Origin of the sequence: Myxococcus faecalis (assembly GCF_050039385.1) — a bacterium.
GTDB lineage: Bacteria > Myxococcota > Myxococcia > Myxococcales > Myxococcaceae > Myxococcus > Myxococcus fulvus.
In genome coordinates, this window is the sequence record NZ_CP144336.1 from 1,321,971 (window position 1) to 1,340,341 (window position 18,371).

11 protein-coding genes are annotated in these 18,371 nt (G+C 70.8%); 6 read left to right on the forward strand and 5 right to left on the reverse strand.

Annotated elements, in window-relative coordinates:
• Nucleotide 1 precedes the first annotated feature (1 nt).
• On the reverse strand, nt 2-2,761 hold the full coding sequence (locus VZQ01_RS05070; protein ID WP_426747027.1) for a TonB-dependent receptor domain-containing protein: 2,760 nt from the start codon (nt 2,759-2,761) through the stop codon (nt 2-4).
• A gap of 371 nt (nt 2,762-3,132) precedes the next feature.
• On the opposite strand from VZQ01_RS05070, the gene VZQ01_RS05075 reads away from it, so the two are divergent.
• Together VZQ01_RS05075 and VZQ01_RS05080 are read left to right on the forward strand one after the other, a co-directional pair.
• Complete coding sequence (locus VZQ01_RS05075; RefSeq protein ID WP_426747028.1) at nt 3,133-5,112, forward strand: hypothetical protein; 1,980 nt, start codon at nt 3,133-3,135, stop codon at nt 5,110-5,112.
• Between the two features lie 175 nt (nt 5,113-5,287).
• Nucleotides 5,288-7,009, forward strand: a complete 1,722-nt coding sequence (locus VZQ01_RS05080; RefSeq protein ID WP_426747029.1) for a CotH kinase family protein — start codon at nt 5,288-5,290, stop codon at nt 7,007-7,009.
• 24 nt (nt 7,010-7,033) lie between these two features.
• Here the strand turns inward: VZQ01_RS05080 and asnS are convergent, their stop codons facing one another.
• Nucleotides 7,034-8,434, reverse strand: a complete 1,401-nt coding sequence (gene asnS / locus VZQ01_RS05085; RefSeq protein WP_223751270.1) for an asparagine--tRNA ligase — start codon at nt 8,432-8,434, stop codon at nt 7,034-7,036.
• A gap of 262 nt (nt 8,435-8,696) precedes the next feature.
• Between asnS and VZQ01_RS05090 the strand changes: the two genes are divergently transcribed.
• Complete coding sequence (locus VZQ01_RS05090; protein ID WP_223785091.1) at nt 8,697-9,725, forward strand: coiled-coil domain-containing protein; 1,029 nt, start codon at nt 8,697-8,699, stop codon at nt 9,723-9,725.
• Nucleotides 9,726-9,803: 78 nt separating this feature from the next.
• On the opposite strand, the gene VZQ01_RS05095 is transcribed toward VZQ01_RS05090, so the two are convergent.
• Together VZQ01_RS05095 and VZQ01_RS05100 are read right to left on the reverse strand one after the other, a co-directional pair.
• On the reverse strand, nt 9,804-13,070 hold the full coding sequence (locus VZQ01_RS05095) for an RCC1 domain-containing protein (RefSeq protein WP_426747030.1): 3,267 nt from the start codon (nt 13,068-13,070) through the stop codon (nt 9,804-9,806).
• 141 nt (nt 13,071-13,211) lie between these two features.
• The gene (locus VZQ01_RS05100) at nt 13,212-13,643 is read right to left on the reverse strand and encodes an RCC1 domain-containing protein (RefSeq protein ID WP_426747031.1); all 432 of its coding nucleotides are present in this window, start codon (nt 13,641-13,643) and stop codon (nt 13,212-13,214) included.
• A gap of 321 nt (nt 13,644-13,964) precedes the next feature.
• Here VZQ01_RS05100 and VZQ01_RS05105 point away from each other — a divergent pair, with 321 nt between their 5' ends.
• The 3 genes from VZQ01_RS05105 to VZQ01_RS05115 all read left to right on the forward strand — a co-directional run bounded on the left by VZQ01_RS05105 (nt 13,965) and on the right by VZQ01_RS05115 (nt 16,788).
• Nucleotides 13,965-15,074: a Kelch repeat-containing protein gene (locus VZQ01_RS05105; protein ID WP_223751266.1), complete on the forward strand. Its 1,110-nt coding sequence runs from the start codon at nt 13,965-13,967 to the stop codon at nt 15,072-15,074.
• 40 nt (nt 15,075-15,114) lie between these two features.
• The gene (locus tag VZQ01_RS05110) at nt 15,115-15,924 is read left to right on the forward strand and encodes an SAM-dependent methyltransferase (protein ID WP_223751265.1); all 810 of its coding nucleotides are present in this window, start codon (nt 15,115-15,117) and stop codon (nt 15,922-15,924) included.
• 153 nt (nt 15,925-16,077) lie between these two features.
• Nucleotides 16,078-16,788 carry a hypothetical protein gene (locus VZQ01_RS05115; RefSeq protein WP_267696962.1) on the forward strand — a complete coding sequence of 237 codons (711 nt, stop codon included), beginning with the start codon at nt 16,078-16,080 and terminating at the stop codon, nt 16,786-16,788.
• Nucleotides 16,789-16,824: 36 nt separating this feature from the next.
• Here the strand turns inward: VZQ01_RS05115 and VZQ01_RS05120 are convergent, their stop codons facing one another.
• Nucleotides 16,825-18,279, reverse strand: a complete 1,455-nt coding sequence (locus tag VZQ01_RS05120) for a hypothetical protein (protein WP_223751263.1) — start codon at nt 18,277-18,279, stop codon at nt 16,825-16,827.
• Between the last annotated feature and the right edge of the window lie 92 nt (nt 18,280-18,371).

An 18,371-nucleotide genomic window follows, 5' to 3' on the forward strand; every position in this document is an offset into this window, starting at 1 on the left:
TTCAGTAGCTCCCCTTCAGGCCGAACATCGGCAGGATGACGGGCAACCCCATCGCGTTGCGTTGCAGCTTGCCGGCCTTCCGCTTGTATTCGTAGGCGAACACCTCCTGCTGCAGCGAGAGGTTGAGGATGTCCAGGTACGCCTCGACGTTGAACTCCTCGTAGGCCCAGGCCTTGGCGACGCGGAAGTCCACGCGGAAGAACGCGGGCAGTCGCTCCACGCGGTCGGCGTCCTGACGCACCCACAGCCGATAACCATCGTGCGTGCGCGACTCGCGCTGGGTGACGGAGGAGACCTCGCCGGACTCGGGCCTGCCCGTGTTGAAGTGCAGCACCGAGCCCACCGTCCAGTTGTCGCCGAACTTGTAGCTGACGGCGGCGTTGAAGACGTGGGCCTGCTCGAAGGCGAAGGGCAGCTCTCCCTCCGCGACCTCCCGGATGCTGTTGTCATCGTTGTAGCGCGCGAAGCGGCGGTGGCGCTTGCTCTGCAGGAAGCTGTACGTCACCCAGCCGAACCAGTCGCGGCCCAGCGGGTGGCGGACCATCAGGTCCAACCCATACGCGTACCCACGCGCCTTCGGGTCCGCGTACGGCTGGCCCCGGCGCTTGCGGTTCTCGAGGACGTCCATCACCTCGAACTCCACCGTGCGGAACAGCGGGTTGAAGTAGACGTCCCCCGACAGCTCCAGCCCCGAGCCGAGCTTCCACTCCGCGCCCACGTCGAACTGGGCGCCCTCCTGGACGCCGTGGTTCAGGCCCGACACGTCCATGGCCGGCAGGTGGAGCAGCACGGTGGGCGGCTGGTGGTAGAGCCCGGCGCCGCCCTTGAGGGTGAACGTGGACGTCAGCGTGTGGCGCACGGCCAGGCGCGGCTCGATGACGAAGTGCTGGATGCCGGGGACCAGGTGATAGCCATCCACGCGCAGGCCGGGTGACACCAGCCACTTCTCCGCGGGACGCCACGTGGCGCCGGCGAACACGCCCGTGAAGGTGGCGAGCGCGGAGGGCTGCTTGAGCGGATGGGCATCATCCTGGGGACGCCAGCCCGGGGGTCTTGCGGAGCCGGTGATGCCGGTGGCCACGCGGCGGTGCTCCACGTCCGCGCCCACGTGGACCGCGAGGGACGTGGACAGCTCGCGCTTCCAGCCGGTGCGCGCGGAGAACGTGAGCTGGTCCAGGCCGTAGCGGCCGGCGAGGACCTCCTCCGGCCCCCGCTCCTCGCGGAGGATGATGCGCCGGTAGCCGAGCAGGGCCACCTCGTCGAGGCCCACCGTGAAGCCGAGCTCCGCCTCGCCGCCCGCGAGGGGATGGGTGCCGCGCAGGTCCACGCGATGGAAGCGCGAGACGATGGTGGCGCCCATGCTGTCCTCGTAGCCGGCGGTGGCCTCGCCCGCGTCGTCGGAGCTGCCCAGCGCGAGCAGGCGCAGCCGTCCGGCGCCGACCTTCTGTTCGATGCGGGCCTGGTAGTCCCAGAAGGCCGCGTGGATGGGGTTGTCCTCCTCGTCGTTGAAGATGGCGTAGGCCAGGGGGATGAGCAGCCCGGTGTAGCTGTAGCGGCCCGACACGGTGAGGGAGGTGCCGGTGCTGTCGAAGGGGACCTCGACGAAGCCGCCCGCGTTGAGGAGGTCCGCGTACGCGGCGAAGTGCGGACGGTCCTCGCGCGGCTTGCTCAGCCGGCCCTCCACCGCGCCCCCCAGGAGCCGTCCGTACTGGACGGGCGGTGTGCCGGGATGGAAGTCGATGGTGTCGATGAACTCGGGGTGCACCACCGCGGGGCCGAGCAGCAGGTGGTACAGCATGGGCACGCGCACGCCGTCGATGTAGTAGCCGGTGGCGGCGGGCTGACCGCCTCGCACCACGGGATAGCCCAGGCCGGAGGCGACGCTGGCCACGCCCGGCATGAGCATGATGACCTTGAACGGGTCGCCTTGCGTGCCGGGCACCTCGCGCAGTTCCTGCTCCTGCAAGGTGATGCGGGAGACCTCGGTGCGCGGGCGCGTGTCACGCACCACCGTCTCGTACGGGCTCACGCGGGCGGGCTGGAGGCGGTAGATGACGTCGAGCGTCTGGCCCGACGTGAGGGACTCCTCGAAGGTACCGAGCTGATGGCCGGGGGCGCGCACGCGGAGCGAGTGGGTGCCCGGGGGCAGCTCGAGTTCGAAGCGGCCTTCCAGGTCCGTGATGGCGACGGGCTCCTCGCCGTCCGCGAGGAACAGGGCGGCGTCCACGAGCGGCTCGCGGGTGCCTCGGGCGCGGACCTCGCCGCGCAGGCGGGACTGGGTGAAGCGCAGCGGGGCTGGAGGCTCGAAGTGGTAGGCGTATGGCAGACGCACCGACACGGCGCGGTCGCCGAGGGTGGCCGGGGTGAAGCGCAGACCTCTCGCGGCCCGGATGGCGGCCTCGTTGAGCTGGGGGTGCGTGGCGGGCTTCTCCACGGTGACCTCGGCCACGGCGCCCTGCTCGTCGATGCGCAGGAGCAGGCCGACGTCACTGGGGGCACCCTGCAGCCCTTCGGGCCAGGAGACGGGAGACTCGGTCAGGAGCCGAGGCGTCAGCAGGGCGACGACACCGCCATCCGGAGTCAGGCCCAGGCGCGTGGCGTCCTCCGAGGCGATGGTGGTCCCCGCGTCCGTGGCCTGGACATCGATTTCGACGGCGCGGGCCTCGCCACCGGCGGTGGGGAGCGCTTGAGCCCAGGAGGCCAGCGGCACCCAGAGGATGCAGAGCAACAGGGCGAGGGAGGGACGGGGGGAGTCCTTCATGGGAGGGATACGTGGGCAGCCCCCTGCCCTGGCTGGAAGATTTCCACGCCGCGGCACATTCATGCCTCGGTGAAACTGTCCACCTCGTACCGGTGTCGGAATCGGGGGCCGGCCCACGGCGCAATCATCTCCAGGCGCTCCTGAAAGCGCCTTGACATGCGATTCCACGATTTCTCAACCGCCACCCCAATCCCTTCCTGTATGGTTTTGGCAGTGGGCCGGACACAACCGTTGTCGGAGAGGTGAAGCCTCTCCTCGGAGACAGCCCCTTGTCCCCATCATCACGAAGCGTCTTGCCGTGGCTCGGCGCCTTGTTCCTTGCTGCTTGTGGAAGCGATTCCGTCGAGCCGCTCTCGAGCCCCCCAGACCCGGTGTCCACCCAGTACTCCCGTCTGTATGAGGATGACCATGGGGATGCGCCGAGCGAAGCCACCCCGGTCCTCCCGCATACCCTCATCACAGGCACCCTGGACTTCCGCGCCGACGAGGATGTCTTCTCCTTCACTGCCCAGGCGCAGCGCTACTACCGGTTCGACTGCGTCGTCGATTCACCCGCCACGGGTTGGGTCTTCTACTACTACAATGCACAGCAGGTGCCCAGCGGCACCGCCGTGGTCTTCGACCCTCCAGGACATGGGTTGTATTTCAAGGCCAGGGCCACGGAGACCGCCTATGTCAGCATTCGCTCTCCCATGCCCGAAATCGTCGGTCCCTACTCCTGCCAGATCACCGAACTGGGGATGGATGACCATGCGGATACCGCGACCTCGGCCTCTGCCTGGGCTCCTGGAAACGTGGCCACGGGGACCATCGAGTACGGCATCGACACCGACGTCTTCTCCCTTCCCTTGCAACGCGGAGCCTTCTACCGGGTGCGCTGCGAGTCCGCGGTGCCCAACGAGTGCCAGGTGAGGGTCACCAGTCCGGTGGGGACCATCACCCCGCCGGGCATGCCCACCCAGACCGCGTCCTTCAATGCCATCCATTCGGGGACGTACCTCGTGGAGGTCACCATGAACTGGACGAGCACCCCGGTGCTCCAGACTGCCTACACACTCCACCTGGACCTGCTGGAGACCGATGACCATGCGGACACGCTGGAGCACGCCACGGCGCTGACGCCCTCTTCCACCTCCTTCACGGGAAAGCTGTCGGGGGCCTTGGACCAGGATGTCTTCACCTTCACCGCGACGCAGGGGCGCGTGTACCGCTTCGCCTGCGACGTGCTCCAGGGCAGGACATCGGGACCTTCGCTGCTGCTGCGAAACGCCGGGGGCACCATCGTCGACGGCTCCAGTTCCAGCCAGAACCGGGGCACCACGGTCTCCGTCGAGACGCCCGTGACGGGCGCCTACTTCGTCGAGCTCTCCCATGGCAGCTACGATGGCCCCTATTCCTGCGCCCTCGAGGACCTGGGGTTCGATGACCATGGGGACTCGGCGATGGCGGCGACCCCGGTGTCTCTCCCCACGGTGCTCACGGGCCACCTGGAGACTCGCGCGGACGTGGATGCATTCGCCTTCGAGGTCCAGGCGGGTCGCATCTACCACTTCGAGCGGACAAGCAGCACGGCCAGCTCCATCCTCCTCCAGCTCAGGAATGCCCAGGGGCAGCTCGTCCAGACCGGAGGCTACGGGGCGCTGATCTACGAGGCCCCCGAGAGCGCGGTGTACACGTTCGAGGTACGACTCGACAGTTCCACTCGCGAACCCGGAACGTTCGTCATCCAGGCCGTCGACAGGGGACCGGATGACCATGGCAACACGCCCGCCTCCGCGACCCTCCTGGTCCCCGGACAGCCGGCCTCCGGCTGGCGGCATCGCAGCGAGGACAAGGATGTCTTCGTCTTCCAGGCCCAGGAGCAGACGCTCTACCAGCTGTACTGCACCGGGTGCGAAGTCACCTTGGAGTCCCCCACGGGGTGGGTGCGCCGTCTCCACCTCGCCAATCCCGCTCGCATCTTCATCGACCCTCTCTCCACGGGCCCCATCTACGTCACCGTCAATCAGGGCTTCACCTACGAAGTCCTCCTGGAGATTGTCGGCGTCGATGACCATGGGGATGACGTGGGACATGCCACGCCCATCACCTATCCGCTGCGGCTGATGGGCATGCTGGAGTCACTCCACGACGTGGATGTCTTCGCGGTCGCGCTCCCCGCGGGTCAGCCACGTCGGACGAATTCACCGGGCTCCCCGCAGGCCATCCAGGTCCTGGACCCCACGGGCCAGCCAGTTCCCATCGACTTCAGCGGTGGCTTCACGCCCCAGGTCTCGGGCGTCCATCACCTCTTGATGAGGCTGGATGGCGGTCCTCACCTGGCCGTCCCCTATCAGTTGATCCTCGACTGACAAGCGGCCACTTCGACCTTCATCGAACCACCCCGGCCCGACGCACACCGGGCCGGAGATGAGGCCCCCCGTCCACCGGACGACACACGTCCGTGGCAGGGGGCCTGTCAGCGCTCCTCCGGATGCCTATTCCTTCGAGTCCGACGGGGTTGGCGGGAGGCGGAGGAGCAACACGGTGGCCCGGAAAAGCGTGTCGAGCGTCGTACTGGCGTGTGTCGTGAGTCTGCTGGTGGCCTGCGGGGGCGACAGTCCCCCCGGTCCCGAGGGTCAGCCGCCCGACCGGGCGCCCTCGGGTGACCCCGATGCGGGTCCCCCCACCGGACAGCCCGGCCCGGATGCGGGCATCCCCGACGCCGGCGAGCCTCCTGCTCCCGACGCGGGCACACCCGACGCCGGCCCCGCGCCCACCGTCTGCGCCCCCACCGCGGGCGAGGCGAAGTGGGTCACCGAGGGACAACAGGTCACCGCCACCGTGACGTGCTCCACCGGCCACACCGGGGCCGCCGTGCGCTTCACCGTGGACAACCTGCCCACCGGCGCCACCTTCGACGAGGCCACCGCCACCCTGCGCTGGACGACCGGCAAGGACCAGGCGGCCGTGTGGAACCTCGTGCTGCGCGAGCGCTCCACCAACGAGACGGGCACCCTCAAGGTCGGCGTCGCCGAGAACAACGGCGGCCCGGGCAACGTGGCCATCGTCGACCCCTCGAAGTACACCGAGGAGTACGGCCTGCCCGTCTTCCACCTCACCTACGAGCCGCCCCTCACCTCGGGCAGCTACAAGGGCGCCAGGCTCATCTACCGGGGCCGCACCTACCAGGTGGAGGCCAAGTACCGCGGCGCCACCTCCGGCGCCTTCCCCAAGCGCAGCTTCACCTTCAAGTTCCCCGACGAGGACCTCTTCGATGAGACCGTCTACGGCGACGGCTTCGTCGACAAGAAGCGCATCGCGCTCGTCACCACCTTCAATGACAACTCGTACGTGCGCACCCGGCTCGCGTTCGACCTGTGGAGCCGCATCTCTCCCGACAACATCCGCGTGCGCACCTACAGCGCCGTGCTGTACGCCAACAACCGCTACCTCGGCCTCTACACCGTGGCGGACCTGCCCCACAAACGGCTGATGGCCGACCACGGCCTGGACAAGGACTCCGACCTGTTCAAGGCCGTGGAGAACGACGCCAACTTCTCCCGCGTCCGCCGCGACGGCACGCCCAAGGCCTCCCTGCGCGAGGGCTTCGAGAAGAAGGTCGGCGAGCCGGAGATGGGCCAGCCCCACGCCTGGGACACCCTGGAGGCCTTCATCGGCTTCGTCGCGGACTCCGATGACGCCACCTTCCGCGCCCAGTTCCCCCAGCGCGCCAGCCTGAGGGACTACGAGAACTGGTGGATCTTCAACACGCTCATCCACGGCACGGACTCGCACTCGAAGAACGCCTATCACGCGTATGACCCGAACACGCAGGGCCCCTGGCGCTTCATCCCGTGGGATCTGGACGCGAGCTTCGGGCAGAACTTCGACACCACGCGCACGTCGCCGACCACGCGCTCCAACTTCGCCAACACCAACCGCATCTTCGCGCGCCTGCTCGCGGACCCCACGTTCTCCGGGCCCATGCGCGAGCGCTACCGCGCCCTCCTGAAGAACGAGGTGAAGCTGGAGACGGTGCTCGCCCTCATCGACGTCTACGAGCGCGAGACCTCCGCGGTGGCGAAGCGCGACTGGGCCAAGTGGGAGCTGGAGTACCGGGCCCTGGGCGCGCCCGGCACCGTGGGCGAGGGCAACTTCCCCAACTGGTACCAGCGCACCGACTTCAACACCTACGAGCAGGAGCTGGAGTACGTGCGCCAGTGGGTCCGCACCCGCTGGCCCGCCCTCCAGTCCCAGCTCCCCTGACACCCGTGCTCGGGCCGGCGCGGCCTAGAACTGCGCCGAGCCCGGCACGCGCGGGTACGGAATGGCGTCGCGGATGTTCTGCAGGCCGCACATGTAGACGATGAGCCGCTCGAACCCGAGCCCGAAGCCCGCGTGCGGCACCGTGCCGTAGCGGCGCAAGTCGCGGTACCACTCGTAGTGCGACGGCTCCAGGCCGAAGCGCTTCATGCGCGCATCCAGCACGTCCAGCCGCTCCTCGCGCTGGCTGCCGCCGATGATTTCGCCGATGCCCGGGGCCAGCACGTCCATGGCCGCCACCGTCTTCCCGTCCTCGTTGATGCGCATGTAGAAGGCCTTGATGGCCTCCGGGTAGTTCATCACGACGACGGGCCGGCCCACATGCTCCTCGGACAGGTAGCGCTCGTGCTCCGTCTGCAGGTCCTTGCCCCACTCCGGCGCGTACTCGAACTTCTTCTTCGCCTTCTTGAGGATCTCAATCGCGTCCGTGTAGTCGATGCGCTCGAAGCTCGAGTGGATGAACTTCTCCAGCCGCTCCGTGACGCCCTTCTGCACGCGCTCCTCGAAGAACTTGAAGTCCGGGCCGCAGTCCTCCAGCACCGCCTTGAAGACATACTTGAGGAAGCGCTCGGCCAGGTCCGCGTCCGCGTTGAGGTCCGCGAAGGCGATCTCCGGCTCGATCATCCAGAACTCGGCCAGGTGGCGCGTGGTGTTGGAGTTCTCCGCGCGGAACGTGGGGCCGAAGGTGTACACCTTCGACATGGCCATGGCGTAGGCCTCCACGTTGAGCTGGCCGGAGACGGTGAGGTACGCCTCCTTGCCGAAGAAGTCCTTGTGCCAGTCGATCTTCCCCTCGGGCGTGCGCGGCGGGTTGACGGCGTCCAGCGTGGACACGCGGAACATCTGCCCGGCGCCCTCCGCGTCGCTCGCGGTGATGATGGGCGTGTTGACCCAGAAGAAGCCCTCCTGGTCGAAGAAGCGGTGCACCGCCTGCGCCGCGCGGTGACGCACGCGCGTAATCGAGCTGAACGTGTTGGTGCGAACGCGCAGGTGCGCCACTTCGCGCAGGAACTCCAGCGTGTGCTGCTTGGGCTGGATGGGGTACGTGTCCGGGTCGTCCACCAGGCCCAGCACCTGGACCTCGTCCGCCTGGACCTCGAAGGCCTGCCCCTTGCCCTGGGACTTCACCAGCGTGCCGCGGCAGACGACGGAGGCGCCCGCGGTGAGGCGGAGGACCTCCTTCTCGTAGTTGGGCAGCGAATTGGGGGCGACCACCTGGAGGGGGTCGAACACCGAGCCATCGCTCACGTTGACGAAGCTGATGCCCGCCTTCGAGTCGCGCCGGGTGCGCACCCAGCCACGGACCTCCACCTTCGTCCCTGCCTCCACCGCGCCGGCGAGGACCTGCTTCACACTGACGACCTGCATTGACGCTCTCCCTTGAGCGGAGTCTGGGCCGGGAGTTAGCCGGCCCCCGGCCCCGACCACAAGCCCGGCGTGGCTTCTTGGGGCTCCCAGGAGCCCTTTCCCGGCCCCCGGAAGCACGCCTGGAACCCGGCCAGCCGTGTCAGACCCTCCAGGTACTCTTTTCACATGGTCGCCCGAGAAGGGGACCAGAAACCCCACGAAACCCTCACGCCATTCGCGAGCCAACGCGGCCCGCCTGGCCGTGCCCTACCTGGAGAGTCACATGGCTTCCACCCAGTCCAAGTCCCGCAAGTCCGCCTCCCGCAACCGCTCCTCGGAGTCCACCAAGGCGGCCTTCGAGGACCTGGCTCGCAAGGCGCGCAACAAGCCCGTCGTCCCGGCCAAGGAGCAGGAGGCCCGTGACGCGCACGCGCGCGGCGTGCTCGCGGACGTGTCCAACCTGTCGGCCGAGTCCGCGGTGAAGAAGGTCACCGAGGCGGGGCTCACCATCGGCAAGACGCTGGCGGGCATCAACGAGCAGGTCATCGCGCTGGTGGAGGAGATGAAGCAGCTGGACGAGGCCATCCGCCTGAAGACGGAGGAGCTGACGGAGCTGCATGGCAAGGACGTGGCGGCCAGCGCCGTGGACGTGCTGGTGGCCGAGTACGACGTGCGCAAGGCGAAGCTCCAGGAGGAGATGGAGCAGCTCCAGAAGGACATCGCGGAGACGCGCGAGCGGGCGGCCTCGGAGCTGGCCACGGAGAAGGCGGCGGCGGAGCTTTCGCGCACGCGCGCCGAGGAGCAGTACGCCTACGACGTGCAGGTGCAGCGCAAGAAGGAGCAGGACGCGTTCGCCGAAGGGCTGCGCGTGCAGGCCGCCTCGGAGAGGGACCGCAAGGAGAAGCTGGAGAAGGACTGGGCCGGCCGCGAGGAGCAGCTGAAGCTGCGGGAGAAGGAGCTGGAGGACCTGCGCAAGCAGGTGGCCGAGTTCCCCGCGCAGCTGAAGAAGGAGGCGGACACGGCCGCGGCGATTGCCGGCAACCGCGTCAAGGCGGACTGGGAGCTGAAGCTGACGCTCGCCAACAAGGACGCGGAGACGGCGCAGAAGGTGGCCAGCATGGAGATTGCGTCCCTCAAGGAGACCAGCACGAAGCAGGCCCAGGCCCTCCAGACGCTCCAGACGGAGCTGGCCGAGGCCAAGCGCCAGGTGCAGGCCATCGCGGAGAAGGCGCTCGAGTCCGCCTCCGGCGCTCGCGCCCTCGCCGAGGTGCAGGGCGTCATCGCCAGCCGCGAGTTCGGCAAGGCGAAGTAGTCCCGCCCCGCTCCCGCGTCCCACCCGGCCCGCTCGCGATGGACTCACGCGAGCGGGCCGCCGTCCGCGAGGGGGGAGCTACCAGACCTGCACGGGCGCCTCGCGGAAGCCCGCCATGCCGGTGCCCAGCTGGCCCTGGCCGCCGTTGCCCCAGGCCCAGACGCCGCGGTCCGCGAGCACGGCGAGCGAGTGCTCCCCGCCGCCCGACACCGCCACCGCGCCGGTGAGCCCGAGCACCTGCGCGGGCAGCTTCTGCCAGTTCGACTTCACGCCGTTGCCCACCTGGCCATGCTGGTTGCGGCCCCAGCCCCAGACCTTGCCGCCGGTGGTCACCGCGAGGCTGTGGTGCTCGCCGGCGCCCACCGCGGTGACGCCCGTCAGGGTGTTCACCAGGATGGGCGCGAGCCGCCGCGTCTGGGTGTTGTCCCCCAGCTCGCCATAGGTATTGGAGCCCCACGCCCAGAGCGTCGCGTCCGCCTTGAGCGCGAGCGCGTGCGTGCGCCCGGCCGCCACCGCGGTGACGCCCGTGAGGCCGGTGAGTTCCACCGGCTCCAGCCTGCGCTGGGTGGAGTTGTCCCCCAGCTGTCCCAGGCCATTGGCGCCCCAGGACCACACCGTGCCGTCGTGCTTGAGCGCCAGCGAGAAGCCCTCGCCGGCGGCGATGGCCGCCACGCCCGACAGGTTCAGCACGCGCACGGGGAGCCGCCGGGACACCGTCGTCCCATCGCCGAGCTGGCCCTGGAGGTTGGAGCCCCAGGCCACCACCGTGCCGTCGCCATGCAGCGCCAGCGAGTGACGGCCGCCCACCGCGATGGACAGCACGCCCGCGAGCGACGGCAGCTGCGCGGCCTGCATGCGGGGCGTCGTCGTGCCATCCCCCAATTCGCCCTCCAGGTTCGCGCCCCAGGCGTAGACGTGGCCATCGGTCTTCAGCGCGAGCGCGTGCCCCGGGCCCGCGGCGATGGCCCGGACCTCCGTCAGCCCCATCGCGGCCACGGGGTCCGCGCGCGTCAGCAGGCTGCCGTCACCCAGCTGCCCGGAGTCGTTGGCGCCGGTGCCCTGCACGCTGCCATCCAGCGCGACGACCAGCGAGTGGCGGGACGCGGCGGCCACGCCTCGCGAGGCCACCAGCCCCGAGCGGGTCGGCGTCAGCTGCCAGTCCACCGCGCCGATGCCCAGCTGCCCGTCGCCATTGCCGCCCCAGGCCCAGAGCGTGCCGTCCTCCTTGAGCGCCAGGGTGTGCGAGGCCCCCGAGGACAGCGTCCTCACGCCCGCCAGCGAGGGCACCTGCACGGGCGCCACGCGCGGAGCGGACAGGCCCGCGCCCAGCTGGCCCAGGGGATTGCTCCCCCACCCCCACACGCCGCCGTCCTGCTTGAGCACCAGCGCCTGGCGCGGCCCCACGGCGAGCGACACCACGCCGGTGAGCCCCGTCACCTGGGCGGGCGTCATCCGCGCGAGGAGCCCCCCATCCCCCAGCTGCCCCTGGTCATTGCTCCCCCAGGCCCAGACAGTGCCATCCGCGCGCAGCGCCATCGAGTGACAGAGCCCCGCGCCCACCGCCACCACGTCCGTCAGCCCCGGCACCTGGCGCGGCGCGCGCACCGCCAGCGCCTCGCCCCCCGGGTCCTCGCACGTGTCCTGCCGGCCCCAGACCCAGACGGTGCCGTCCGACTTCAAGGCGAGCGAGTGCTCCAGGCCCGCGGCCACGGAGACGACGCCGTCCAGGTCCGGCACGCGGGTGGGCGTGGTCCGCGTCGGCGTGACGTCGCTGCCGTCGCCCAGCTGCCCCACGCTGTTGTCCCCCCACGCGAAGACGGTTCCATCCACGCCCAGCGCCAGCGAGTGGTACGCCCCCGCCGCCACCGCCGAGGCCACCAGGGTGCCCTGCCCCACCCGCACCGGCTGCGAGCGATTGACGAGGCTCCCGTCCCCGACGGCGCCCCAGCCGTTCGCGCCCCAGCCGAACACCGCGCCGTCCTCCTTCAGCGCCAGCGAGTGGAACGCCCCGGCGGCGACGGACGCCACCTGCGTGAGCGTCCCCACGCGCACCGGCAACCGACGCGACACATTCGTCCCGTCGCCGAGCTGGGCCTGGGTGTTGTTCCCCCATCCCCACGCGGTGCCATCCCCCTTGACGGCGAGCGAGTAGCCCTCCCCCGCGGACGCGCCCGCGCGCTCCAGCAGCCCGCGCGCCAGCGTGGGCACCAGCTTCATCAGGTACGTCCCATCACCGCACTGCCCATCGGAGTTGGAGCCCCACGTCCACACCTCGCCGCTCGCCTTCACCGCCACCGAGTGCTGCCCTCCGCCCGCGGACACGCCCAGCACGCCCGTCAGCCCCGGCACCTGGAACGGCGACAGCCGCTGCGTCTGCGTCCCATCCCCCAGCTGCGCGCGGATGTTGCTGCCCCACGCCCACACCGTCCCGTCCGCCTTCAGCGCCACCGAGTGCTGCCCGCCCCCCACCACCGCGGCCACGCTCGTGAGGCCCGGCACCTGCACCGGAACCAGGCTCGCGGTGGTGTTCCCCAGGCCCAGCTGGCCATCGTCGTTCTTCCCCCAGCCCCACACGGTGCCGTCCGTCTTCAGCACCATCGAGTGTGAGCCTCCACCCGACAGCCCGGACACCATGCCCGTCATGCTCGCCAGCGCGCCCGGGAGCGAGCGGGGCGTCTGGTTGCCCGTGCCGAGCTGCCCGTCGGCGTTGCCACCCCACGTCCACAGCCGCCCATCCGCCGTCAGCGCCAGCGAGTGCACGTTGCCCGCGGCGATGGCCACCGCGCCCGGCAGCCCCTGCACCTGCACGGGCGACAGCTTGCGCACCGTCGTTCCATCGCCGAGCTGCCCCGTCGCGTTGAGCCCCCACGCCCACACGGTGCCGTCCGACTTGAGCACCATCGAGTGGGTGAAGCCGGCGGCGATGGCCACCACGTTCGTCAGGTTCGGGATTCGCGCGGGCACCGAGCGCGACGTCGTCGTGCCGTCGCCCAGCTGGCCGTTATTGTTCCAGCCCCAGGACCACACCGTGCCGTCCACGCCCAGCGCGAGCGAGTGCTGCTCCCCCACGCCAATGGCGCGGATGCTCGACAGGCGCCAGACGCGCGAGGGCATCGGGTTGGGGCGGGTCGAGTTGTTGCCGAGCTGGCCGAAGGTGTTGCCACCCCATGCCCACACGGTGCCGTCCGTCCTCAACACCAGCGTGTGATGCCGTCCCGCCAGCACCGAGCCCTGACGGGAGGCACCCTCCCTGGCGCGCACGGTGCCCAGCTCGCCGGTGAAGGACGACGCCCCGGGCTCGACACAGCCCGCCCACCACAACAGGCACAGCAGCAACCCAGACACACGCCTCGCGACACGTTCCATGGGACACCCCCGTTTCAGACTGCCCGACGACGTACTCGCTGCATCCGGGCCCACCGGGGCGCGGAGTTCTCGAGGGAGGGCGCATAGGACGCCCTCCCGTTTCGCGTGAGGCGCGGCGCGCTACCAGACCTTCACGGGGGAGGCCCGAACCGTCGACAGACCCGTGCCCAGCTGTCCCTGGGCGCTGTCGCCCCAGGCCCACACACCTCCCGCGCGCAGCGAGTGCGCATGGCCCGCCGCGAGCGCGCCCACCTGCGTCAGCCCCACCGCATGCACCGGCGCCCACCGCGACGCCGTCGTGCCGTCACCCAGCTGACTGGCGCCGTTGTCTCCCCAGCCCCACGCCGTGCCATCCGCGCGCATCGCCAGCGTGTGATGCCGCCCCGCCAGCACCGTCCCCTGTCGGGCCACCCCCTCCACCGCCTGGGCACCGGCGCCCAGGCGCCCCTCCTCGCTCGCGGCCCCCCGCTCCGAGCAGGCGCCCAGCAGCTCCACGCACAGCAAGGCGCACCCCGCCAGCAGCCCCGACACACGTCTCCCGATGAGTTGCATGACTCCCCCTTTTCCAGACGACGTCTCACGCAATGCCTGTCATGGGCCCCGTCCCGACATGGACGCGCCCCGCCAGGGCAAGACGGGCTCGGCGGAATCTCGTGGCGCACGGCGCATGTTTCCCCCCTCGGAACGATGCGGGCCCCAGAGAATCACCAGACACGCATGCGGAACAAGCCATTGCCCAGGACACCCTCGTCCCGGCCGCCCTCCCAGGTTGTCATTCCCAGGGCCGGGCCCCCGGACGGCGACTGTCTCCAGGTCACCGTGGACCTCCCCGGTGGCAGGCGCGGCGCGGCGCGGACGGCGTACGATGGCGCCATGACCGGCAGCCCTCCGTCCCCGGCGACTCGACGTGTTCCCGCCCCCGGGCTCTGGCTGGAGGGCTTCGGCCTGACGCCCGTGGCCGGCGGCGCGCTGCTCACCGGCGGACAGGGCTGGCACGCAGAAGGGGGCGGCTCCACGCCCAGGACCTCCGCCAGCGCCTTCCTCTGGGACACCCTCCGTCAGGAATGGCGGGAGGCAGCGCCCCTGCCGGAGCCCCGGCACGACCACGCGGCGGTGGCGCTCCCGGACGGGCGCGTGCTGCTCGTGGGCGGCCGCGACAATGCCCACCCGGACCTGGCCAGCACCGTGGTCTGGGAGCCGGACGCGCTGCGCTTCGTCCCCGGTCCTTCCATGCGGGCTTCGCGCTCACACCCCGTCGCGCTGGTGCTCGAGGACGGGGCGGTGCTGGTGCTGGGCTCGGACCACGACGACGACCTCGAGCGCGGAACGCGCGCGGAGCTGCTGCGGCCCGGCGCGGCGGAGTGGGAGCCCGCGGGCCAGACGGTCCGCATCTTCCACATCGGCCCGGTCTGCGTGAGCCGGGGCCGCGTCGTCATCGCCGGGGGGCGCGACAACGGCTTCGGCTTCGCCATCATCGAGGGACAGCACCTGGCCCCGCCGCTCGACATGAGCACCGAGGTCTACGAGCCGGCCACCCGCACCTGGAGGACCGCGCCCCATCCGCTCACCGCGTCGCGCGACGACGCCGCCGGCGTCACGCTCGCCGACGGCCGCATCCTCGTGGTGGGCGGCTGGCACCAGGGCACGCTGCTCACGAGCGCCGAGCTCTTCGACCCCGCCACCGAGCAGTGGAGCGCCACGGCGCCGCTCGCCCTGGGCCGCTCCAGCTTCGCGCTCACCGCGCTGCCGGACGGTCGCGCCGCCGTGTCCGGAGGCCTGGAGTCGACGACGTACGGCGCCACCCCCGACGTGGAGCTGTGGAACCCGGCCACGGGCCTGTGGAGCCCGGGGACACCGCTGGCCCTCGGCCGCGCGGGCCACCGCGTCGCGCCCCTGGGCGACGGCGCCTACCTGGTGGTGGGCACCACCCGCGCCGCGCCGGACAGCCCGCCGGAGACGACCTCCGAGGTCTGGCGCCCCTGAGAGCCGCGCAACCCCCTACCCCACGAGGAGCGAGCGAAGGATGGACAACCAGGAGCTCTCCCGCATCCCGGGCGTCAACCCCCACGTGCCCGACGCGGCCCGCATCTACGACTACACGCTGGGCGGCACCCACCACTTCGAGGTGGACCGACAGGCCGCCGAGTTCATGTTCTCGCTGGTGCCCTCCACCCGGAAGTGGCTGCGCATGCTCCGAAGCTGCCTGCGCACCGCCGCGCTGCGCCTGTCCGCGGACGGCTTCGACCACTGGGTGGACTTCGCTTCGGGCCTGCCGACGAGCGACCACATCCACTCGGTGCTGCCCGACGCCAAGGTGCTCTACACCGACATCAACCCGCTCACCATCGCCACCGGCAAGCACCTGCTCGGCGACAATCCGCGCACGCGCTACATGGAATGCGACATCCGCTCCGCGGGCGACTTCCTGCGGCGGCCCGACGTGCGCGCGTTCCTGGATGGCGAGCGGCGCGTGGCCTTCGGCGCCAATGGCATCACCGTGTTCCTCTCCTCGGAGGAGAACCGGAGGTTCTTCAAGGATTTGTATGACTGGGCCGCGCCCGGCTCGAAGCTCTTCGCCACCTTCGAGACGAAGGCGCCCGGGCTGAGCACGCCGAAGTGGGAGCAGTTCGTCGGCATGTTCCAGAAGATGGGCGAGTCCTTCCAGCTCTACTCGCTGCGCGAGTACCTGGACCTGTGCGGCCCCTGGTCTCCCGGGCCCGGCGGGGTGATGACGGTGCGGGAGTTCCTGGGCCTGCCCGTGGGCCACATCACCGAGGAGGACCGCGAGGGCGTGGGCATCGAGTTCTACGCCGTCATCCTCGAGAAGCACTGAGCAGGCGGCCACACCAGCCGCCCTCCTCCACGCCCGCCCCCCGAGCGGGCGCGTCAAGGCCAGCGTCGGGTGTCGCACCGTGCCTCCTGCCTCGCCGTCGCCGAGTGCCTACCGTGTCGAGCAAGCGACGATACGCACGGTCAGGAGGAATTCATGTTCCAGTCGACGAGGAAGCATCGGGTTCTGGCGGGAGTGGTGTTGGGGACGGCGCTGGTGCTCGGCGGGTGCAGCTCATCCAAGTCCGCGAAGAAGCAGGTGGACGAGTCCTGGCTGGCGCGCGTCCCCGAGAGCCAGCTCGGCGACGTCCGCAACGCCCAGTCCGAGCGCACCAAGGCCCAGGACGAGGTCACCCGCGCCGACGTGGCGGTGAAGGACGCCGAGCGCGCGGTGGAGGTCTCCCGGCGCAACGAGGAGGCGGCCAAGCTCTCCCACGAGGCGAACCAGACGGCGCTCGAGGCCGCCCGCGCCACCGGTCAGCAAGCCAACATCACCCAGGCCCAGAAGGACCTGAGGACCACCGAGGCGAAGCTCCAGGCGGCCCGCGCCCAGACGGCGTGGCGCCAGCGCGCCGTGGAGACGCAGAAGGCCCGCAAGGACTTGCGCCAGGCGGAGCTGGAGCTGTCCGAGGCCCAGCTGCGCCAGGCGGAGCTGCAGGCGCTGAAGAACAGCGATGACGTGCGCGCCAAGGAGATGTCCGACGCCGAGTTCACCCGCGCGGTGGCCGACGCCCAGCGCAAGACGGAGGAGGCCCAGCGCCAGGTGGACGTGCGCCTGGGTGAGGAGCGCCAGGCCCGCGCCGACTTCGAGAAGGCCCGCGGCTCCTCGCAGGGCTACGGCGGCAGCGGCATGAACGACGACGAGTGAGTGGCGCCCTGATTCCAGGCCCGCGTCTTCCGGCGGCTACTTCGGCGGCCGGAAGACGTACTGGAAGATGGGCTCGTCCTTCGCGGGCGGGTACTGCGCGTCCAGGAAGGCGAAGTAGGCGTGGCCGGCGACGAGCGGGTCCTCCAGGCTGTCGTAGAGGACCTTCACCTGCGTGGCCTTGCCCGTCTCGTCCACCTGCACCTGGAGCTTCAGGTTGCCCTTGAGCTCCGGTGACTCCTTGAGCCGCTCCATGTAGATGGCGACCAGGCCCAGGGACACGCGGGCGTAGATTTTATCCGGCACCCCCTTGGCGGGCGTCGCGGGCAGCCGGAAGCGCCTCACCAGCTCGGCCGTCTCCGCCTCGGCCTCGGCCACCTTGCGCTCCGGCGCGGCGAGCGCGGCGCGGTAGGACACCAGGGCCTCCCGCCAGCGCTCCTGCTTGAGACACAGCCGCGCGCGGCGCACGTGGATGTCCGAGCGCGCCGGCGCCCGCTCCGAGGCGCTCACCAGGAAGGCCTCGCTCGCGGCCGCATCCCCGCGCGCTTCGGCCAGCTCGGACAGCCGCAGCAGGGGCTCGGGGTCCTTGAGCTCCGCCTCGATGAGCCGCGCGAGCGCCTTCTCCTCGTCCGCCGCGCGCCCCAGCTCCGCGTACACGTGCGCGCGCAGCGCCAGGGGCGCCACGTCCGCGCCGCCCAGCTCCACGTAGCGCTCCAGCGAGCGCGCGGCCTTGTCCTTCTCCGACGCGGACAGCCACAGCTCCGCCTGGAGCCGGTGCGCCTCGCGGTCCGCGGGCTTGAGCGCGACCAGCTTCTCGCCCGCCGCCGCGGCGGCGCGCACGTCCTTGGCCGCCTGGGCCAGCGAGGCGAGCTTGCGCAGGGCCTCGGGCTGCTCCGGCCACGCCTCCACCGAGCGCGTCAGCTCCGCGCGGGCCTCTGCCTCGCGCCCCGGGCTCGCGGCCAGCAGCAGCCCCAGCGCCGTGCGGGCCTGGGGCGCGTCCAGCCTGGAGAGCGACTCGCGCAGCCGCGCCTCGGCCTCGGCGGGCTTGCCCTCCGCCTGGAGCAGCAGCCCCTCCCCCCACAGGGCGGGCGCGAAGTCGGGGGACACGCGCCGGGCGGCGGCCAGCGGCGCGCGCGCCTCCGACAGGAGCCCCCAGCGGATGTAGATGAGCCCCATGCCCAGGTGCGGCCAGGGGTTCTCCGGCTCCAGCGAGGACAGGGCCTTGAGCTCGTTCCAGCTGGTGTCCGCGGGGAACGCGAGCCAGGCGCGGTACACGCGCGGCATCACGCTCCTGGGCTGGGCGCGCGTCAGCTCCTCGAACTCGCTGTCGAGCACGCGCAGCGTCCCACGCACCCGCGCCGTCTCCACCCGCCGCAGCACGCCCATCACCTCGTCGGCGGGAGGTGGTGTGCTCCGCGCGCTCGCGGCCCCGGCCGGGACGGCCAGCACCAGCGACAGCAGCAGCGACAGACGGAAGAGGACGGAGGGCGCCATGAAGTCGGGCGCGAAGATACCAGACGGCCTCGCGTGAGCATCCCACTTGGGAGCACGGGCCTGCCTGCTTCCCCACCGGGCGGCGCGGTCAT